A 20,257-nucleotide genomic window follows, 5' to 3' on the forward strand; every position below is an offset into this window, starting at 1 on the left:
TGCTGGCCTCCAATCCAGCCAGCATCTTGAATCACAGATCACCCTAAAACGGAATCCCTTCCGATTCAGTCAAATACTGAACCGCTCTAGTCTATTCCTGAATTTTTTCAATTGGCGGGTGGCGGGAAGCCAATCGCTGTGAAGTGCCGTCAAGAAACCACCGTCTGCGCACCATCCATGCGCAGACTTCAGATTACCTAACGACCGGAGCCGGCCTACCGCCTCAACGCGTAGACGTTTTCCATGCTTTCGCCGCCGATCGGCAGTGCCATGTCGTCGTCCAGCAGACGGGTGATGCGGGCAAATCCGGTGAAAGCCTTCCGCGCCTCCTCGGCCGACATATTGCCGGACAGTGCCGCGGCGCAGCAATTCAGGGCACACTGATAAACCGGTCCACGCCGTCCTGTCGGCCACTTACGCAAGAACACCATGGCTTCGGCAACGCTATCGACTTCCTGCACTGGGTATCCCTGCCCGGGCGCAATGCGCACAGGCGTGAAGAAATGCAAGCGATCCATATTTAACCTCCCGGCCGATCGCCTCCGCTCGATCGAACCCCATTAAACTCCTGGATGGGCATTTGGTTCCAGAAAAAAGTGGGCTGCGCATAAAAAACTCGCGCAAGAAACGGGCAAGGGAGAAGGTCAGGGTTGTCCACCAACCATCTCGGCCAGTCTGCGCACCGTGTTCCAGTTGCGCGAGGTGCCGATACCCAAGCGCTTGTGGCTGGTCGCCGCAATTAGCCGCGACCTTGGTGTCGCGCGCGAAAAGACGATCCAGATGTCGCCCCTGACCGCCTGCATTTTTTCGTCGTCGCCGACATAGGCCTGCAGCGTTGCGGCAGCCTCCGCAGGAACAGGCTTGCGCATCACGCGCACCGCCACCTGGTCCGCTGTGGCGGCCGATTCTATCGGAAACGGATTGCCGGCGGCAAGCGCCAGCCAGTCATCCGCGCGGCGCACGATGATGTCGACATGGCGGCCGAAGGTCTTTTCGAACGCGGTCTCCAGCCGCTGCTCCAGCCCGGCAATGTCCGTTGCTTTCGTCTCGAACACCAGATTACCGGTCGCGACCAGCGTGCGCGGGTTCTTCAGGCCCAGGCCTTCCGCCATCGCCTTGAGATCGGCCATGACGACGCGCCGCCCCTCGCCCAGGATGATGCTGTAGAGCAGCGCGACGAAGGTCTGCATGGCAGCCGCGCAGCCGGCTCAAACCAGCCGCGACTGCTCCATCGCCGCCTCGATGAAGCTGGCGAACAGCGGGTGCGGGTCTAGCGGCCGGCTTTTCAGTTCTGGATGGTACTGCACGCCGATGAACCAGGGATGATCGGGATATTCGACCGTCTCCGGCAGCACGCCGTCGGGCGACATGCCGGCAAACACCAGGCCGCAATCCTCGAGCCGCTCCTTGTAGTCGACATTGACCTCGTAGCGGTGGCGGTGGCGCTCGGAAATCTGGGTGTCGCCGTAGATATCGGCGATCTTCGAGCCCTTGGTGAGCTCGGCCTGATAGGCGCCAAGCCGCATGGTCCCGCCGAGGTCGCCGGTTTCCCTGCGCTTCTCCAGCATGTTGCCCTTCAGCCATTCGGTCATCAGGCCGACGACCGGCTCCTGGGTCGGGCCGAACTCGGTCGAGGAGGCATGCTCGACGCCGGCCAGCGACCGCGCCGCCTCGATGCAGGCCATCTGCATGCCGAAGCAGATGCCGAAATAGGGCACCTTTCGCTCGCGCGCGAATTTCGCCGCCAAAATCTTGCCTTCCGAGCCGCGCTCGCCGAAGCCGCCGGGGACCAGGATGCCATGCACCTTTTCCAGCCACGGCGTCGGGTCTTCCTTTTCGAAGATCTCGCTCTCGATCCAGTCGAGCTTGACCTTGACGCGGTTGGCGAGGCCGCCGTGCGACAGCGCCTCGATCAGCGATTTGTAGGCGTCCTTGAGGCCGGTGTATTTGCCGACGATGGCGATGGTCACCTCGCCTTCCGGATTGTGGATGCGGTCGGATACCTTCTGCCAGGGCTCCATGCGTGGCTTGGGCGCCGGGTCGATGCCGAAGGCGGCGAGCACTTCCGAATCCAGGCCTTCCTTGTGATAGGCCATCGGCACGTCGTAGATGTGCGGCACGTCGAGCGCCTGGATGACGGCGCTCTCGCGCACATTGCAGAACAGCGACAGTTTGCGGCGCTCTTCCTTGGGGATCGGCCGGTCGGCGCGGACCAGAAGAATGTCGGGCGCGATGCCGATGCCGCGCAGTTCCTTGACCGAATGCTGGGTCGGTTTGGTCTTCAGCTCGCCGGCCGTCGGGATGTAAGGCATCAAAGTCAGGTGCACGTAGACGGCATTGTTGCGCGGCAGGTCGTTGCCGAGCTGGCGGATTGCCTCCAGGAACGGCATCGCCTCGATGTCGCCGACGGTGCCGCCGATCTCGCACAGCACGAAGTCGTAGTCGTCATTGCCGTCGAGGACAAAATGCTTGATCTCGTCGGTGACGTGCGGAATGACCTGCACGGTGGCGCCGAGATAGTCGCCGCGCCGCTCGCGCTCGATGATGTTCTTGTAGATGCGGCCCGTGGTGATGTTGTCCTGCTGGTTGGCCGAGCGGCCGGTGAAGCGCTCGTAGTGGCCGAGATCGAGATCGGTCTCGGCGCCGTCGTCGGTGACGAAGACCTCGCCATGCTGATACGGCGACATCGTGCCGGGGTCGACGTTGAGGTAGGGATCGAGCTTTTTGATGCGCGCGCGATAGCCTCGCGCCTGCAAGAGAGCCCCAAGGGCCGCTGCAGCGATGCCTTTTCCGAGTGAGGAAACCACGCCGCCAGTGATGAATACATATCGCGCCATGGGAGTCATCGCTTAACGCGGCCGGATTGATTCCGCCAGAGAAAAAACCGCCGCGAAGGCTTTTTCCCAAGAAGGCGCGAAGCCCCGAGGGGCCAAATAGTGTTCCGATCAAAACAAAAGGGCCGGCTGAGCCGGCCCTTTCGGCATGATGGTTGAAGGCGCCAGATGATGACGACCTTGGCCGTTAGATAATAACGACCTTGGTGCCGACTCTGACCCGGCTGTAGAGGTCCATGACGTGCTCGTTGATCATGCGGAAGCAGCCATTGGAGGCGCTGGTTCCGATCGACTGCGGCGCGATGGTGCCGTGGATGCGCAGGTGCGTGTCCTTCTTGCCGTCATAGAGGTAGATGGCGCGCGCGCCGAGCGGGTTCTCGCCGCCGCCGGGCATGCCGTCCTTATACTGGCCATAGTGCTTGGGTTCACGCTTCTGCATGTCGAGCGTCGGGATCCAGCGCGGCCATTCCTGCTTGTCGCCGACCGCTACCGTGCCCTTGAACTGCAGGCCTTCGCGGCCGACCGCAATCGCATAGCGGCGCGCTGTGAAAGCCGATTCGACGAGGTAGAGGCGGCGGGCGCTGGTGTCGATGACGATGGTGCCCGCATCGTAGCCGGTGAATTCCACTTCCTGCGGCACGAATTCCGGCTTCACCTTGAACTGCTTCTTGGCTTCCTTCTTGGCGAGCACCTGGTCGAGCGCCCGCGTCTCCGGCAGCAGCGACATCGACGAGGACGAGGTGCCGCCGAACAGGCCGGCGAAGAGCCCGACGTTGCGCGGCTTCTGGCCGGGCGCTTCGCTGCGCAATTCGCCATTGTTGCCGGTCAGCGCCACGTTCATGGCCTCGGCCGGGAGCGTTTCGGCGGACTGGATCGGCTCGATCGGCTGAACCGGCTCGATGATCTTGAAGGTCTTCTTGCCCGGCTTGGCGTCCGCCACCTTGGTTTCCGCCGCCCTGCCCTTCCTGGCCATAAATGCCTGGCGTTCCGCGTCGGCCTTGGCCTTGGCCGCCTCGCGCATCGCCAGCTTCCTGGCTTCGAGCGCTTTGGTGCGAGCGGCTTCCTTGTCGGCCGCGATCTTGGCTTCGAGCTTGCTGATCTGTGCCAGATCGTCGGCGCTCGGATATTTCTTCTTCTTGAGAAGCTTCAATTGCGCCGTATCGCTTTTGGCGGCGGCGACATTGATGACATCGGTCTTTCCAACCGATTGCTGTGAAACCATTGCCGGCGTGCCGGCGACGGCGGCCGAACTCATAGCGAGTACGGCGCAAAACCCCAGGAGAATGAAGCTGCGAAGCTGCATGGCGAAGATCCGATCGTTCAATGCTTGTTGCCCACGGCGTCGCCCGGCGCCCCCCAAGGACGCCGAAAGTGCCGCGCGCAATCTATAATCGATTAGCCAGGGACGCCTCAAGCGCGCCATGGAGCTACGCTCGGTTGAATCTTCGTGATCGTGCGGCATTTGCCGCGACTGTGTTCAAACGACAACAGATCGCGGCATCAAGAGGCCTGTTCCATGCCGATAGAATCGGGATGGGCTCTATCTTTTATCTTTTTGTTTTGAGCATGATTCCACTTTTCGGGATCATGCTCTGCCGACTACTGGTTCGGAACCTGCGGGGTGACCGGCAAGGTGACGCCATTGGCTGCCGGTGGGTTGGCCGGAGTCGCGGGCGCCGGCGTCGCCGGAGCGGTCACGGGAGGAGTCGTCGCGGCATCGTTGCCGGAGGGCGGCGTTGGCGTGGTGCTGCCGGCGGGAGCCGTCGGCGCCGTGGTGCCTGCAGGCGGCGTGGTGCCCGGCAGCTGGTTGAGCACGCCCTTGCCTGCATTGTCGGAGGACGCCGGAGCGCGGTCGAGGATGTCGATCGGCTTTTCGCCATAACGGGCGAGAATGGACAATGTCAGCGAAGTGACGAAGAAGGCGGCCGCCAGGATCGCCGTCGCCCGCGTCAGCGCATTGGCGGCGCCGCGCGCGGTCATGAAACCGGAACCGCCGCCGATGCCGAGACCGCCGCCTTCGGAGCGCTGCAGCAGCACCACGCCGACAAGCGCGAGCACGACCATAAGGTGGATGACGATCAGTACGGTTTCCATAATTTATCCTGGCAAGGCCTTGCGCGGCCGCGAAGACGACCGGTGATTTGGAGGCGGCTCCTTACAATGCTTTAACGGCATTTCCAAGCCCGTGGCCGGAATATGGGAAGCATTGCAGTCTTTGCAACGATTTCGCCGGCGCGCCCAGGCCGGCAATGAGCCGCCTGGTTACGCGATGTTCAAATAAGCCTCGGCGATGCCAAGAAAGTCCGCCGCCTTCAGGCTGGCGCCGCCGACCAGCGCGCCGTCGACATTGTCGATGCCGAGCAACTCAGCAGCGTTGGAGGGCTTGACCGAGCCGCCATAGAGAATACGCATCCGTGCCGCGGCATCACCGAGCAGTTCCACCAGCTTTGCACGGATATGGGCGTGGGCCTCGGCGACATCGGCGGCGGTCGGCGTCAGGCCGGTACCGATCGCCCAGACCGGCTCGTAGGCGATGATGGTGTTGGCGGCGGTAGCACTCGGCGGCACCGAGCCGGCGACCTGGCGCGACAGGACTTCGAGTGTCGTGCCGGCCTCGCGTTCGGCGCTTGTCTCACCGATGCAGATGATCGCCACCAAGCCGGCGCGCCAGGCTGCGGAAGCCTTGGCTTGGACCAGGGCATCGTCTTCGGCGAGGTCGGCGCGGCATTCGGAATGACCGACGATGACATGGCTGGCGCCGGCGTCCTTCAACATCTCCGCCGAAATCCGCCCGGTATAGGCGCCGCTCTCTTTGGGGTGGCAATCCTCGCCGCCGACCCGCACCGGGGTGCGCGACAGGATTTCGGCGGCATGCGCAAGCAAGGTCGCGGGCACGCAGACAACCGCTTCCGTCTCGGTGTCGAGCCCGCTCATGAAGCCGTTGCCGATCGTCCTCAGCTCGTTCAGCGAGGCGCTGGTGCCGTTCATTTTCCAGTTACCGGCGACGAGCGGGCGGATTCCAGGCGTCATGGGCTTTGTTTCTCCGGGCGACATTGGGCTCCCGCCCTCACTACCAAAATCAGGCCACAAAGCAATCGACAGTGGACCGGAAGGGCGCTATTGCGCTTGTTTCAGACTCGGGCGCACGCGAAATGCGCATAAATCGGAAGTATGCATGCTTGGTATCTTGAGAAACGCGGCGGGCACCTGGGTCGCGAAGGCGTTGCTGTCATTGCTGGTGCTCAGCTTTGCGGTCTGGGGTATTTCCGGGCGCTTGTCTGGTACCTTGGGTGGCCATCATTCGGTGATCACCGCCGGTGGCACGACCGTTTCGATCAACGAATATCGTCTCGCCTATGATCGTCAGGTCAGCGTCATGTCGCAGCAATTCGGTCAGCGCATCACGCACGAGCAAGCAAAGGCGCTCGGCATTGACAATCAGGTGCTGGCGCAGCTCGTTTCAGGCGCCGTCCTCGACGAGCAGGCCCGCAAGCTCGGGCTTGGCCTTTCCAAGGACCGGCTCGCCGAACTCACGCGCGAAGACCCGGCCTTCAAGGGCCCGGGCGGCCAGTTCGACCGCAGGACGTTCGAGTATCTGCTGCGCGAGGTCGGCATGCGGCCCGAGGACTATCTGAAGAATCGTGCCCAGGTGGCGGTGCGCCAGCAGATCGTCGAGGCGGTTTCGGACGGCCTCAAGGCGCCGCAAACTTTCCTCAAGGCGGTGGCGCTCTATCGCGGCGAAGACCGCACGGTCGACTACCTGACCTTGCCTAAAAAGCTGGTCGAGCCGATCGAGGCACCGTCCGACAGCGTGCTCTCGACCTATTTCGATGCCAACAAGAAGGCCTATGCGGCGCCGGAATACCGCAAATTCTCCTATGTCAGGCTCGAGCCGCAAGACATTATGGATATCAGCGCCGTGACCGAGCAGCAGATCAGCGACGATTACAACAAGAACAAGTCGCGCTACACCACGCCTGAAATGCGCACCATCGAACAGCTTGTGTTCCAGTCGCCCGACGCGGCCAAGGCGGCGCTCGATTCGCTGAAGACGGGGGCGACCTTCGACAAGATCGTCACCGCCGAGGGCAAGACGCAGGCCGACACGCTGCTCGGCACGCTGGCCAAGGACAAAATCGCCGACAAGGCTGTGGCCGACGCGGCTTTTAAGCTTGCCGCCAATGAAGTCAGTCCGGTCGTCCAGGGCGCCTTCGGACCGGTGCTTTTGCGGGTCACCGATATCAAGCCGGAAGTGGTGAAGCCGCTTGCCGAAGTCTCCGAGCAGATCCGCAAGGACCTGGCGCTGGGCGAGGCAAGCCGCATCCTGCTGGACGTGCACGACAATTACGAGGATACGCGCGCCTCGGGCAGTTCGCTCGCCGATGCGGCCGCCAAGCTGAAGCTCAAAGTCGTCACCATCGATGCGATCGACCGCACCGGCCAGCGGCCTGACGACACGATCGTCAAGGATCTGCCGGAATCGGCCGAACTGATCAAGTCGGTGTTCGCCGCCGAGCCCGGCGCCGAGAATGAGGGTCTGACCACCGCCGACAACGGTTTCGTATTCTACGAGGTCGGATCGATCACGCCAGCGCGCGACCGCACGCTGGACGAGGTCCGCCAGAAGGTGGTGGCCGACTGGACGGCTGACGAGACGACGAAGCGGCTCACCGCCAAGGCCAACGAACTGGAGAAGCGGCTCAAGGCAGGCACCACGCTCGATGTCATCGCCGGCGAACTCAAGCTCGAGAAGCAGACCAAGCGCGGCGTCAAGCGCGAGGCGGACGACGTCGATTTCGGCAAGGAGGGTGCGGCGGCGATGTTCGGCGTCGGCGAAGGCGGAACCGGGCTGATCCCCTCGCCCACCGGCGAAGGACAGATCCTGTTCAAGGTCGCCGAAGTGTTCGAACCGGCCGGCGCCGATGCCAGCTCGGTGCCGGACGATGCGCAGAAATCCTTCACCGCCGGCATGTCGGACGATCTGCTAGACCAGCTGGTGGCGCAGTTGCAGACGCAGTACGACGTCCGCATCGACCAGACCGCCGTTGCCCAGGCGCAGGCCAGATGAGCGCGCTGAAGACCCATATCGCCAAGGTCGCGGGCGGGACGCCGCTTTCCTTCGACGAGGCGCGCGAAGCCTTCGACATCATCATGTCGGGCGATGCGACGCCCGGCCAGATCGGCGGCTTCCTGATGGCGTTGCGCGTGCGCGGCGAGGCGGTGAGCGAGATCTCCGGCGCCGTCGCCACCATGCGTGCCAAGATGCTGCGCGTCGATGCTCCGCAGGGCGCCATCGATATCGTCGGCACCGGCGGCGACAATTCGCACTCGGTCAACATCTCGACCGGATCGGCCTTCGTCATCGCCGGCAGCGGCGTTCCGGTCGCCAAGCACGGCAATCGCGGCCTGTCCTCGCTGACGGGTGCCGCCGATGTGCTGATTGCGCTCGGCGTGAAGATCGACATCCCGCCGGAAACCATCGGCCACTGCATCCATGAGACCGGCGTCGGCTTCATGTTCGCGCCGGCGCATCATCCGGCGATGAAGCATGTCGGCCCGATCCGCGGCGAACTCGGCACCCGCACCATCTTCAACCTGCTCGGACCGCTGTCCAATCCGGCCGGCGTCCTCAGGCAGATGGTCGGGGTGTTCCTGCCGGAATGGATCATGCCGGTCGCCGAGACGCTGAAGGCGCTGGGCACCGACCATGCCTGGGTCGTGCATGGCGACGGCTATGACGAGATCACCACCACCGGGGAGACGCAGGTGGCGGAACTCGTCGGCGGCGAGATCCGCAGCTTCACGCTGACCCCGGAAGCGGTCGGGCTGAAGCGCCACAGCAAGGACGAATTGCGCGGCGGCGATGCGGCCTACAACGCCAAGGCCATGCGCGACATGCTAGGCGGTGCCGCCGGCGCCTATCGCGACACGGTGCTGATGAATGCCGGCGCCGGACTGGTGGTGGCGGGCAAGGCGACGACGCTTGCCGACGGCATGGCGAGCGCGGCGCAAGCCATCGACAGCGGCCGGGCGCTCCAGGTGCTCGACAGGCTGGTCGCAATTTCGAACGAGTAGAGCCCTTGTCCGACATCCTGCGCAAGATCGAAGCCTACAAGCGCGACGAGATCGCCGCGGCGAAGGCACGCATGCCGCTTGCCGAGATCAAGGCGAAAGCCGGGGATGCCGAGGCGCCGCGCGGTTTTCTCGCGGCGCTTGAAGCAAAGCGCAAAGCGGATGGCTTTGGGCTGATCGCCGAAATCAAGAAGGCGAGCCCGTCCAAGGGCCTGATCCGCGCCGATTTCGACCCACCAGCACTGGCCAAAGCCTATGCGAATGGCGGTGCTGCCTGCCTTTCCGTGCTGACCGATGCTCCCTCTTTCCAGGGCGCACCCGAATTCCTCACCGCGGCGCGTGGCGCCGTCGCCTTGCCCGCGCTGCGCAAGGATTTCCTGTTCGATCCCTATCAGGTGTTCGAAGCGCGCGCCTGGGGCGCCGACGCCATATTGATCATCATGGCCAGTGTCGATGACGCGATGGCTAAAGAGCTCGAGGCCACGGCACTCGCGCTCGGTATGGAGGCGTTGGTCGAGGTGCATGACGAGGCCGAGATGGAGCGCGCGCTGAAATTGTCGTCGCGGCTGATCGGCATCAACAACCGCGACCTCAGGACGTTCGAGACCAGCCTGACTGTTTCGGAGCGGCTGGCGGCGATGGTGCCGGCAGACCGGCTGCTGGTCAGCGAGAGCGGTATCTTCACGCATGAGGACTGCCGCAGGCTGGAGACAAGCGGCATCGGCACCTTCCTCGTCGGCGAGAGTCTGATGCGCCAGCAGGACGTGGCGGCTGCCACGTACCTGCTTCTGACTGGCAAGGCGCCGGCCGAGGCCATCTGACGATGGCAGCCGCCCTCACCCATCTCGGCGCCAAGGGCGAGGCCAACATGGTCGATGTCGGCGACAAGGCCGAGACGACCCGCACGGCAATTGCCGAAGGCTTTGTTTCGATGCTTCCCGAAACGCTGGCGATGATCCTGGTCGGGGATGCCAAGAAGGGTGACGTGCTGGGCACGGCACGCATCGCCGGCATCATGGCGGCGAAGAAGACGCATGAATTGATTCCGCTCTGCCATCCGCTGCTGCTGACCAAAGTTTCCGTCGATATCGAGCCGGACCATTCGCTGCCGGGCCTGAAGGTCACGGCGCTCGCCCGCGTCACCGGCAAGACCGGCGTCGAGATGGAGGCGCTGACAGCGGCCTCGGTCGCGTGCCTGACCATCTACGACATGGCCAAGGCGGTCGACCGCGCCATGGTGATCTCCGGCATCAGACTGGTCGAAAAAACTGGTGGCAAATCCGGTGACTACAAAGCCGCCGGCCACAAGGCAGGCGCCTAGATGGCGCTGGTTCCGGTAGCCGAAGCGCTTGAGCGCCTGCTTGAAGGTGCTGCGCTGACGGGCAGCGAAAGCGTCGCGCTTATCGAAGCCGCCGGCCGGGTGCTCGCCGAACCCGTCGTGGCGCTGCGCACCCAGCCGCCGTTCAACGCCTCCGCCATGGATGGCTACGCCGTTCGGGCTGCCGATATCGCCTCAGTGCCGGCGCGGCTTTCGGTGATCGGCATGGCGCCGGCCGGGCGCGGCTTTGATGGCGCTGTCGGCCAGGCCCAGGCCGTGCGCATCTTCACCGGCGCGCCACTGCCCGAAGGCGCCGACACCATCGTCATCCAGGAGAATGTCCGGGATCTCGGTGGTGGCGCCATCGAGGTGACGGAATCGACAGCCGAAGGACGCAACATCCGCCGCGTCGGTCTCGATTTCACCAGAGGCGACGTGCTGCTCGAAAAGGGCCGCCTGCTCGATCCGGCGGCACTCTCGCTGGCGGCCTCTGCCAACCATCCAGAAGTGACCGTGGTCAAAAGGCCGCTTGTCGCCATCATCGCCACCGGCGACGAACTCCTGCCGCCGGGCAGCGCGCTCGGCCCAGACCAGATCATCTCGTCCAATGCCTATGGCGTCGCCGCCGCCGCGCAGTCTGTGGGGGCGCGCGCGCTCGACCTCGGCATTGCCGCAGATCACAAGGAGGCAATTGCCGCGCTGGTGAAGCAGGCGGTCGAGCAAGGCGTCGATGTCATCGTCACGCTCGGCGGCGCCTCGGTCGGCGACCACGACCTGATCCATGACGTGCTGACCGGCGAAGGCATGACGCTCGACTTCTGGAAGATCGCCATGCGCCCTGGCAAGCCGCTGATGTTCGGTCGGCTGGGCGAAATAAGCTGCATCGGCCTGCCCGGCAATCCGGTGGCCAGCCTCGTCTGCTCGCAACTGTTCCTGAAGCCGTTGCTGGCGCGGCTCGGCGGCCGCGGTTTCCAGCAGGACATACGCGGGGCCCGCCTCGGGACCGCGATGCCGGCCAACGATCTCAGGCAGGACTATGTGCGCGCTGTGGTTGGGGAAGAGGCCGGCGCGCTGGTGGCGACGCCGTTCGGCATCCAGGATTCCTCGATGCTGAGAATGCTGGCCGACGCCAACGGGCTGATCGTGCGCGAGCCGTTCGCCCCTGCCGCAGCAGCAGGCGCCGCCTGCAGCGTGCTGATGCTGCGCTGAACCCGTTCCTATTCCGCGATCAGCGTTCGGGTCAACGGATGCTCCGGGTCTGCAAGACCGTCGATGATGCTGAAATGGTGACGGTCCGGTTCAACCACCGAGCTGGTCGCAGCGCCGAGGCCGGTCCAGATGTTGGCCAGCAGAGCGCTCTGACGCAGGAACTCGGCGCGCTCGCCACCGCCGACCCAGCAGGTCAGGCGTGCATTATCCATCGGGCGCAGAAGGGCCGGGCTCTCGGTCAGCGCTTCGGCATCGTCGATTGCCAGCGTCTCGTTCATGGCGGTGCGCATGAGCGGACGCAAGTCGTGCACACCCGAGATCGACACGACATGGCGTATGCGCCCAGTCACTTCGGGCGACAGAGGCGTGGTTGCGCTCGCCATCCGGCTGGCGAGATGGCCGCCGGCCGAATGCCCGGACAGCATCAGCGGCCCGTCGACCAACGCCGCCGCCTTGCCGATCGCCGCAGCGACCTCCCGAACGATGCCGGCGATGCGTATCTCCGGACAAAGCGTGTAGGAGGGCATCGCCACCGCATAGCCATGGCCGGTCGGACCGGCGGCAAGATGCGACCAGAAACTCTTGTCGAACGCCTTCCAGTACCCGCCATGCAAGAACACAACGAGCCCGTTGGGCGAGGTGCTCGGCAGGAAAAGATCGAGCCGGTTGCGCGGTCTGTCGCCGTAGACGATGTCGAGCCGCGCCCTGCCCTCGGCCGAAAGAGCGTCGCGAAAGGCCCGCGCGGGCTCGACCCAGGCGGCCGGCCAGCGATCGCCGCCAGCGATGTTGGCGCCGTTTGTATAGGCGTTGTCCCAGTCGGAAATACGATGTTCGAGCACCTATGCCCTCCCCCTGCTCTCCTTGCCGCTCAGGTGACGGCTGTCTTGACGGCGAAACGTGCGTCCTTCCAGGCGCCGCTGCGCAGGATGTCTGCCAGAACTTCGACAGCGTGCCACACATCGGCGTAGCCGACATAGAGCGGGGTGAAGCCAAAGCGTATGGTCGACGGCGCCCGGAAATCGCCGATCACGCCACGTTCGATAAGCGCCCGCATGATCTGATAGCCGTGCTCGTGCATGAATGAAATCTGGCTGCCGCGCCTGGCGCTGTCGCGGGTGCTTTCGAGCGTGAGACCATAGGCGCCGCATTTCGCCTCGACGAGTTCGATGAACAGATCGGCCAGGGCGATGCTCTTCGTCCTCACGGCCGCCATGTCGACATCGTTCCAGATGTCAAGCGCGCCCTTCAGCGTGCGCATCGACAGGACCGGCTGCGTGCCGCACAGAAACCGGCGGATGCCGGTGCCGGCCGCATAGGCTTGCTCGAAGGCGAAGGGCCGCGCATGGCTCCACCATCCGCTGAGCGGCTGCTGGACATTGGCATGATGGCGCTCCGCTGCGTAGATGAAGGCGGGAGAACCGGGGCCGCCGTTCAGATATTTGTAAGTGCAGCCGACCGCGAAATCGGCATTGGCCTTATCCAGGTCGACCGGCATGGCGCCGGCGGTATGGCAGAGATCCCAAACGATAAGCGCCCCGGCGTCATGGGCGATCCGCGTCAGCGCGGTCATGTCTCGCAGTTCGCCTGACTTGTAGTTGACGTGATTGACCAGCACGACGGCGACATTCTCGTCGATCAACTCCTCGATCGTCGGCGCGTCGACGCCAGCGAGGCGGAGAACGGTATTCTTTCGGGTCGAGGCCACGCCTTCAGCCATGTAGAGGTCGGTCGGGAAGCTGTCGCCCTCGGCGACGATGACGGGCCGATCCGGCCGCATGGCCATTGCCGCGTGCAGAACCTTGTAGATGTTGATCGAGGTGGTGTCGCAGACCACCGTTTGGCCGGACGCTGCGCCGATCAGGCGTCCCAGCTGGTCGCCGAGTTCGAGCGGCATGTCGAACCAGCCGGCCGTGTTCCATGCCCGGATGAGGTCCTGCGCCCATTCTTCGGTCGCCGCCTTGCGCAGCGCGTCGAAGGCGGCATGCGAGGCAGCGCCCAGCGAATTGCCGTCGAGATAGATCACCCCTTCGGGCAGGACAAAGCGGTCGCGCAGGGAGCGCAGCGGATCCGCCGCGTCCATCGCTTCGACGGCCGCAAGATCAGGAATTCCGGTCATGATATGTCTGCTCCCCTCCGCAGGACACCGGCACGCAATGACGACACAGGCCGATCGGTACTTTCTCTCATCACTCGCCATCGCACTGCAAGAACCTGCCTCGATGACTTGTCGGCCCAACGACACCCTCGATCTATGCTCAAAGTTGGCATTTTGAGTTCGTTTCGTTCACGGTGCATCGAGCGGGCTGGATGATCGAACACGGCCCGACCCGGGAATGTCTGCGCCAAATGATTGCCGGTACGGAAGCCTTCCAAGTCGGGCTGAGGCCATAAATGATAACAAAATCAATGCGATGAAGCCGGATTCTAAGGGAGTTGGATATTGCCTGTCGACCGTAACATCGTGTCGGGAACCTTAACCCATTCATTAAACTTTAAACGGTTGCGGAACACAAATGGAACAGATAGTGTTTGTTCTGGTTTTGTTTTTCTGATTCCGTTGGGGGCCGCGATGCTGACACGCAAACAACATGAACTGCTGATGTTCATCCATGAGCGGCTGAAGGAAAGTGGTATTCCACCATCCTTCGACGAGATGAAGGAGGCGCTCGACCTTGCCTCGAAGTCGGGCATCCACCGGCTGATCACGGCGCTGGAGGAGCGCGGCTTCATTCGTCGGCTACCCAACCGGGCGCGCGCTCTCGAAGTGCTGCGCCTGCCCGATTCGATCGCTCCCGGCCTCAATGCGGCGAAAAAGTTCTCGCCGAGCGTCATTCAGGGCAGTCTTGGGCAGGGCGGCCTCGGACGGCAGATCAAGCCGATGGGATCGTCGCGCACGCCCCAGGCGGGCAATGACGACGATGCGGTCGCGGCAGTGTCCATCCCGGTGATGGGCCGTATCGCGGCCGGTGTGCCGATCGACGCCATCCAGCATCAGACGCACTCGATCTCGGTGCCGCCGGACATGATCATGGGCGGCGAGCATTACGCGCTGGAGGTCAAGGGCGATTCGATGATCGAGGCCGGCATCTTCGACGGCGATACGGTCATCATCCGCAATGCCGATACGGCGAGCCCGGGCGAGATCGTCGTGGCGCTCGTCGACGAGGAGGAAGCGACGCTCAAGCGCTTCCGCCGCAAGGGCGCTTCGATCGCGCTGGAGGCCGCCAACCCGGCCTATGAAACCCGCATCTTCGGGCCCGACCGGGTCAAGGTGCAGGGCAAGTTGGTTGGCTTGATCCGGCGCTACTGAGGCGGCGGTGATTGTTTTGATGGCGGTTTGCTGGCCTGCCTTTCGGGTGTCTTGTAAGGCGGCAAGCCCCTCGCTTCGCGCGAAAATCTGCGCTGCTCGTGCCAGGGCCGGTACGGCTTGTCGACAGCGAAGCGGATTGTCGCAGGCGTCGTTGCCGATTGCGAGTCGAAGAAGACGGCCGCACTGCCGGCGCGGGCAAGCTGCTTCTTGGTGACGACGAGCACCAGCGGGTCGCGGCAAGGGTTGTAGGCGGTGGCGTCATCGATGACGATCAGGTCGGCGAAGGCGCAGGCTGGCCGCGCGGTCTTGCGGTCCTCGGCGAGCGCGACGATCGCGCCGGAGGGATGCCGGGCAAGGCATAGACCGCTGCTGCAGTAGAAGGGTGAGCCCGGCGGCAGGTCGGCCGGATCCATGTCGAACCGCGCGTCTCCCTTCTCGAATGTCTCCGGCTCGACAATGGTTTCGGCCCTCAGCGCCCGTTTCCAATTGTCGGCGGTGAATTCGTTCGATCGCACCCGGTTTATGGCGAGTTCGCCGCCGCCGATCGGCATTGCCACCAGATGCGCATCTTCGGAAATGAGCAAGTCGGGCGTGCGCACCTGCGGAACCGCCAACAAGCCGGCCAGCGCGAAAGGCACGGCCGCCAGCCTGAGCCAGGTGGTGGCCATGGTGGCGATGACAAGCGCGACCGTCACCAGCAACACCGACCTGATGGAAATCAGCCCGACGGCATCGACTGGCGAGCGCTCGGAGATCCAGGCGGATATGGCGATCATCACTGTCAGGCCCTTGCCCATGACATACAGGAATGGCCCATCGGCGCCGAACGGCATGGCCAGCGCGCTGAGCACGGCGAAGGGCATGACCACCAGCGACACGATTGGCATGACTGCCAGATTGGCGAGCAGGCTGAGCGGCGACACGCGCTGAAAATGCCAGATGGCGAAGAGAGCTGTCGCACCGCCAGCGATGATGGAGGTCATGGCGAGACCGCCCATGCCGAGCAGGAATTTTCGCGTGACGAAGGCGAGCGGCGATCGCCTTGGCGGCGGCGATGTCGCCCTGCCGGCGCGATAGTCCGACCAGCCGGCATAAGCGCCGACAAGGGCCGCGGTTGCCGCAAACGACATCTGGAAGCTCGGGCCGACCACTTCGTGCGGCGACACCAGGATGACGGCGATGGCCGAGATCGCCAGGTTACGCATGGTCAGCGCCGCGCGGTCGAACAGCACGGCGACCAGCATCACCGCCAGCATGATGAAGCTGCGCTCGGCGGCGACGACGATGCCGGAAAAGACGAGGTAGGCGGCGATGGAAAAGAGCGCTGCGGCCGCCGCATATTTCTTCACCGGCCGGCGCGAAGCGAAATCGGGAAAGAGGGCGAAGGCGCCACGCAGCAGCCCCATTATGGTGCCGGCGACAAGCGCCATGTGCAGGCCGGAAATCGAGATGATGTGGTAGATGCCGGTGCGCCGCATCGCTTCGTTGATCTCATCCGGGATGCCGGCGCGTACGCCGACCATCAGTGCCGCGGCAATCTCACCTTCGGGGCCGCCAATCTGACTGCGAATGTGGTCTGCGATGTTCTCCCGGGCGTTCTCGATCGCGGACGCCAGGCGCGTCCTGGATGGCGCGTGTTCGCCGGCGCCAGTTTTGGAGGCAACAGTCTTCGGATTGCCGAGGAAAAAGCCGCTTGCGCCGATGCCGGAAAAATAGCTGTCGAAGGAAAAGTCGTAGCTATCCGGCCGCACCGGTCCGGTCGGCGGGAGCAGCCGGGCATAGCCGGTGATCAGGGAACCGGCCGTCATGTCCGGAGGAACTCTCCGCGCCGAAAGCCTGACCCGCTCCGGCGCGTAGCGCAGCTTTGGGTGGGCGGTCGAGATGACGTCGATGGTCAGCCTGACGCGGCCGTTTTCCATCTCCTCCAGACTGGCGAGCCTCCCGGTCAGCCGCGTCTGGATCTCGGAGCCGAGCATCTGGGTTCCGGCGCGCAATGTCTCGACCTTGGCGGCGAGCACACCAAGCGCGCAAAGCAGCGCTGCCATGAAGCACAAATGCGTCTTTAGCCATGACCGCGAGGCCACCGCGCAGGCCGCCGTCAAGGCGACCACGGCGACGGGTCTGTAGAAATCGGATTCCGTCGCCAGCGAGAAATAGAAGATCACCCCGCATGCCAGAAACACCGGCACCAGCAGGAAGCCCATGCCGCGGTCAAGCTCTGTGCCGGCAGCCGCAGCGATGCTTCGGCGGACTGCGGGACCAGAAAGGCGGCGGAGTGATGCGTGGATCCGCCTGACCGGTGCTTTCGTGGGGATAGGCGCCGGTACGCGATTGCCGGGCTGCAAAAGCTCAATGCCGGATTGCGGCGCTGGCGACAGAACTAGCGTCGGCTCGGCGTACGGAACATCGGCAAACAGACCCCGCTCGCTGACGCTGCTCGTCGCGCCCTCGCCCTCCTCCGCACCCCGGCCTCGTCCAGCCATCGGGTCTGCCCCTTGCGCCCCAGACCTCCTATGCTACATGAACGCGCAACGCGCGAAAGTCCGCGCAACCATATCCGCTTTCTGCGCTTTCCGAGAGTTCCATGTCCGACAAGGTCGTCACCCGCTTTGCCCCCTCGCCGACAGGCTATTTGCACATTGGCGGCGCGCGTACGGCGCTGTTCAACTGGCTCTATGCAAAGCACACCGCCGGCACGATGCTGCTGCGCATCGAGGATACGGACCGCGAACGCTCCACCGACGCCGCCACAGCCGCCATCCTCGACGGGCTGTCCTGGCTTGGCCTGAGCTGGGACGGCGAGCCGGTGTCGCAGTTCGAGCGCGCGCCGCGCCACCGCGAGGTGGCTGAGGAGCTGGTGCGGATGGGCAAGGCCTATTACTGCTACGCCACGCCGGCCGAGCTGGAGGCGATGCGCGAAGCCGCACGTGCCAAGGGCCTGCCGCCCCGCTATGACGGGCGCTGGCGCGACCGCGACCCGTCGGAGGCGCCTGCAGGCGTCAAGGGCGCGATCCGCATCAAGGCGCCGACCGAGGGCGAGACGGTGGTGCGCGACCGCGTGCAGGGTGAGGTGCGCTTCCCCAACAAGGATCTCGACGATTTCATCATCCTGCGCTCGGACGGCAACCCGACCTACATGCATGCCGTCGTCGTCGACGATCACGACATGGGCGTCACCCACATCATCCGTGGCGACGACCATCTGACCAACGCCGCCCGCCAGACGGTGATCTACAACGCCATGGGCTGGGAGGTGCCGTCGATGTCGCACATTCCGCTGATCCATGGCGCCGACGGCGCCAAGCTGTCGAAGCGGCATGGCGCGCTCGGCGTCGAGGCCTATCGCGCCATGGGCTATCTGCCTGAAGCACTGCTCAACTATCTGGCGCGGCTCGGCTGGAGCCATGGCGACGACGAGGTGATGTCGATCAAGGACATGATCGCCTGGTTCGACATCGGCGACGTCAACAAGGGCGCTGCCCGCTTCGACTTCGCCAAGCTCGAAGCGCTGAACGGCGTGCATATGAGGCGCATGGGCGATGCGGAACTGCTCGACATCTTCGTCGCCACGCTGCCCTATCTCGAAGGCGGCCCGGCAATCGCGGCGCGCCTCGATGACAACAAGAAGGCGCAGCTGCTCGCCGCCCTGCCCGGCCTGAAGGAGCGGGCGAAGACTTTGGTCGAGCTCGTCGATGGGGCAGGTTTCCTGTTCGCCGAGCGGCCGCTGCCGGTCGACGACAAGGCGGCTTCATTGCTCGGCGGCGACGCACGCGCGATCCTGGCTGGTGCTCACACTGTTTTGAAGGCGGTTTCCGGTGAGTGGACTGCCGCTGCGGCGGAGGCGGCGATCCGCGAATTCGCGCTGGCCGATGGCCACAAGCTCGGTGCCGTGGCCCAACCGCTGAGGGCCGCGCTTACCGGCAAGAGCACCTCGCCGGGCGTGTTCGACGTGCTTGCCGTGCTCGGCCGGGACGAAAGCCTGGCGCGCATCGCGGATCAAATCGATTAGGAAATCTGGCCCAAGAAGATTGGCATTGAAAGGTGCGTTTCGCAGTGCAACATTAGGCCTTGGCCCAATCTGGCACGCACCTCCTAAAATGCGGTGGCGAGTACGCGCATTCCGGTGATTTGCAGGATTTGCCCTTGCCGGCATGAGGAACGAAAAGGAGTTTGCAATGACCGAAGCTGCGACAAAACTGGAATTTGGCGGCAAACCGCACGAGTCGACCGCAAAGCTCGAGCTCGCCGGCAAGACGCATGAATTCAAGGTGCGAAGCGGTTCAGTCGGGCCGGATGTCATCGATATCGGTTCGCTCTACAACACGACCGGGGCTTTCACCTACGATCCCGGTTTCACCTCGACGGCAAGCTGCGAGTCGGGGATCACGTTCATCGACGGCGACGCCGGCATCCTCCTGCATCGCGGCTATCCGATCGACCAGCTGGCCGAGCACGGCGACTTCCTCGAAGTCTGCTATCTCCTGCTCTACGGCGAGCTGCCGACCAAGGCGCAGAAGGACGATTTCGACTACCGGGTGACGCGCCACACGATGGTGCACGAGCAGATGTCGCGCTTCTTCACAGGCTTCCGCCGCGACGCGCACCCGATGGCGGTGATGTGCGGCGTGGTCGGTGCGCTGTCGGCCTTCTACCACGACTCCACCGATATCTCGGACCCGTACCAGCGCATGGTCGCCTCGATGCGGCTGATCGCCAAGATGCCGACCATCGCGGCGATGGCCTACAAATACCATATCGGCCAGCCGTTCATTTACCCCAAGAACGAGCTGAACTTCGCCGCCAACTTCCTGCATATGTGCTTTGCGGTGCCGTGCGAGGAATACAAGATCAATCCGGTGCTGGCGCGCGCCATGGAGCGCATCTTCATCCTGCATGCCGACCATGAGCAGAACGCCTCGACCTCGACCGTGCGTCTCGCCGGCTCGTCTGGCGCCAACCCGTTTGCCTGCATCGCCGCCGGCATCGCCTGCCTGTGGGGCCCGGCGCATGGCGGCGCCAACGAGGCGGCACTCAACATGCTGGGCGAGATCGGCCATGTCGACCACATCCCGGAATTCATCGCCCGCGCCAAGGACAAGAACGATCCCTTCCGGCTGATGGGTTTCGGCCACCGCGTCTACAAGAACTACGATCCGCGCGCCAAGATCATGCAGAAGACCGCGCATGAGGTGCTGGGCGAGCTCGGTATCAAGGACGATCCGCTGCTCGACATCGCCATGGAACTGGAAAAGATCGCCCTGACGGACGCCTATTTCATCGAGAAGAAGCTTTACCCGAATGTCGACTTCTATTCCGGCATCACGCTGAAGGCACTGGGCTTCCCCACCACCATGTTCACCGTGCTGTTCGCGGTCGCCCGCACCGTCGGCTGGATCGCGCAGTGGAAAGAGATGATCGAGGATCCGCACCAGAAGATCGGCCGCCCGCGCCAGCTCTACACCGGTGCGCCGGAGCGCGACTACGTGCCGATCGCCAAGCGCTGATCGGGGCCGA

Annotated in this window: 17 protein-coding genes; 8 read left to right on the plus strand and 9 right to left on the minus strand. The window is 64.1% G+C overall.

Going from position 1 to position 20,257, the window contains the following annotated elements:
• Positions 1-215: 215 nt before the first annotated feature.
• The 6 genes from DH08_RS07645 to tpiA all read right to left on the minus strand — a co-directional run bounded on the left by DH08_RS07645 (position 216) and on the right by tpiA (position 5,864).
• Positions 216-518 carry a DUF982 domain-containing protein gene (locus DH08_RS07645; RefSeq protein WP_192178741.1) on the minus strand — a complete coding sequence of 101 codons (303 nt, stop codon included), beginning with the start codon at positions 516-518 and terminating at the stop codon, positions 216-218.
• A gap of 126 nt (positions 519-644) precedes the next feature.
• The gene (locus DH08_RS07650; RefSeq protein ID WP_192178742.1) at positions 645-1,190 is read right to left on the minus strand and encodes a DUF1697 domain-containing protein; all 546 of its coding nucleotides are present in this window, start codon (positions 1,188-1,190) and stop codon (positions 645-647) included.
• 18 nt (positions 1,191-1,208) lie between these two features.
• Entirely contained in the window at positions 1,209-2,846 is a 1,638-nt protein-coding gene (gene pyrG / locus DH08_RS07655) for a CTP synthase (RefSeq protein WP_282595027.1), read from the minus strand.
• A 175-nt stretch (positions 2,847-3,021) separates the two neighbouring features.
• Positions 3,022-4,137 carry a L,D-transpeptidase gene (locus tag DH08_RS07660; protein WP_192178744.1) on the minus strand — a complete coding sequence of 372 codons (1,116 nt, stop codon included), beginning with the start codon at positions 4,135-4,137 and terminating at the stop codon, positions 3,022-3,024.
• 296 nt (positions 4,138-4,433) lie between these two features.
• A complete protein-coding gene (gene secG / locus DH08_RS07665) occupies positions 4,434-4,928 on the minus strand; it encodes a preprotein translocase subunit SecG (protein ID WP_192178745.1) in 495 nt (164 codons plus the stop codon).
• A 168-nt stretch (positions 4,929-5,096) separates the two neighbouring features.
• Positions 5,097-5,864 (minus strand): triose-phosphate isomerase, encoded by a 768-nt coding sequence (tpiA, locus tag DH08_RS07670; RefSeq protein ID WP_192178746.1) that lies wholly within the window; start codon positions 5,862-5,864, stop codon positions 5,097-5,099.
• A gap of 145 nt (positions 5,865-6,009) precedes the next feature.
• Between tpiA and DH08_RS07675 the strand changes: the two genes are divergently transcribed.
• Genes DH08_RS07675 through DH08_RS07695 form a run of 5 tightly spaced genes read left to right on the plus strand, consistent with a single transcriptional unit; the run spans position 6,010 to position 11,433 of the window.
• Entirely contained in the window at positions 6,010-7,902 is a 1,893-nt protein-coding gene (locus DH08_RS07675; protein WP_192178747.1) for a SurA N-terminal domain-containing protein, read from the plus strand.
• The gene (trpD, locus tag DH08_RS07680) at positions 7,899-8,909 is read left to right on the plus strand and encodes an anthranilate phosphoribosyltransferase (protein ID WP_192178748.1); all 1,011 of its coding nucleotides are present in this window, start codon (positions 7,899-7,901) and stop codon (positions 8,907-8,909) included. Before DH08_RS07675 ends, trpD begins: the two co-directional genes overlap by 4 nt.
• Positions 8,910-8,914: 5 nt before the next feature.
• On the plus strand, positions 8,915-9,727 hold the full coding sequence (gene trpC / locus DH08_RS07685; RefSeq protein ID WP_192178749.1) for an indole-3-glycerol phosphate synthase TrpC: 813 nt from the start codon (positions 8,915-8,917) through the stop codon (positions 9,725-9,727).
• 2 nt (positions 9,728-9,729) lie between these two features.
• A complete protein-coding gene (gene moaC, locus DH08_RS07690; RefSeq protein ID WP_192178750.1) occupies positions 9,730-10,227 on the plus strand; it encodes a cyclic pyranopterin monophosphate synthase MoaC in 498 nt (165 codons plus the stop codon).
• A complete protein-coding gene (locus tag DH08_RS07695) occupies positions 10,228-11,433 on the plus strand; it encodes a molybdopterin molybdotransferase MoeA (protein WP_192178751.1) in 1,206 nt (401 codons plus the stop codon).
• An 8-nt stretch (positions 11,434-11,441) separates the two neighbouring features.
• Here the strand turns inward: DH08_RS07695 and DH08_RS07700 are convergent, their stop codons facing one another.
• A complete protein-coding gene (locus DH08_RS07700; protein ID WP_192178752.1) occupies positions 11,442-12,272 on the minus strand; it encodes an alpha/beta fold hydrolase in 831 nt (276 codons plus the stop codon).
• 29 nt (positions 12,273-12,301) lie between these two features.
• Positions 12,302-13,549: a kynureninase gene (gene kynU / locus DH08_RS07705; protein WP_192178753.1), complete on the minus strand. Its 1,248-nt coding sequence runs from the start codon at positions 13,547-13,549 to the stop codon at positions 12,302-12,304.
• A 453-nt stretch (positions 13,550-14,002) separates the two neighbouring features.
• On the opposite strand from kynU, the gene lexA reads away from it, so the two are divergent.
• Positions 14,003-14,743, plus strand: coding sequence for a transcriptional repressor LexA (lexA, locus tag DH08_RS07710; protein WP_192178754.1), 741 nt, complete (start codon positions 14,003-14,005; stop codon positions 14,741-14,743).
• Here lexA and DH08_RS07715 read toward each other — a convergent pair.
• A complete protein-coding gene (locus DH08_RS07715; RefSeq protein WP_192178755.1) occupies positions 14,737-17,226 on the minus strand; it encodes a ComEC/Rec2 family competence protein in 2,490 nt (829 codons plus the stop codon). The two genes, lexA and DH08_RS07715, sit on opposite strands and share 7 nt — an antisense overlap.
• A gap of 101 nt (positions 17,227-17,327) precedes the next feature.
• On the opposite strand from DH08_RS07715, the gene gltX reads away from it, so the two are divergent.
• Together gltX and gltA are read left to right on the plus strand one after the other, a co-directional pair.
• Positions 17,328-18,752, plus strand: a complete 1,425-nt coding sequence (gene gltX / locus DH08_RS07720) for a glutamate--tRNA ligase (RefSeq protein ID WP_192178756.1) — start codon at positions 17,328-17,330, stop codon at positions 18,750-18,752.
• A 166-nt stretch (positions 18,753-18,918) separates the two neighbouring features.
• A complete protein-coding gene (gene gltA / locus DH08_RS07725; RefSeq protein ID WP_006205181.1) occupies positions 18,919-20,247 on the plus strand; it encodes a citrate synthase in 1,329 nt (442 codons plus the stop codon).
• Positions 20,248-20,257: the final 10 nt, after the last annotated feature.

It is taken from the genome of Mesorhizobium amorphae (assembly GCF_014843845.1).
Classification (GTDB): domain Bacteria; phylum Pseudomonadota; class Alphaproteobacteria; order Rhizobiales; family Rhizobiaceae; genus Mesorhizobium; species Mesorhizobium amorphae_A.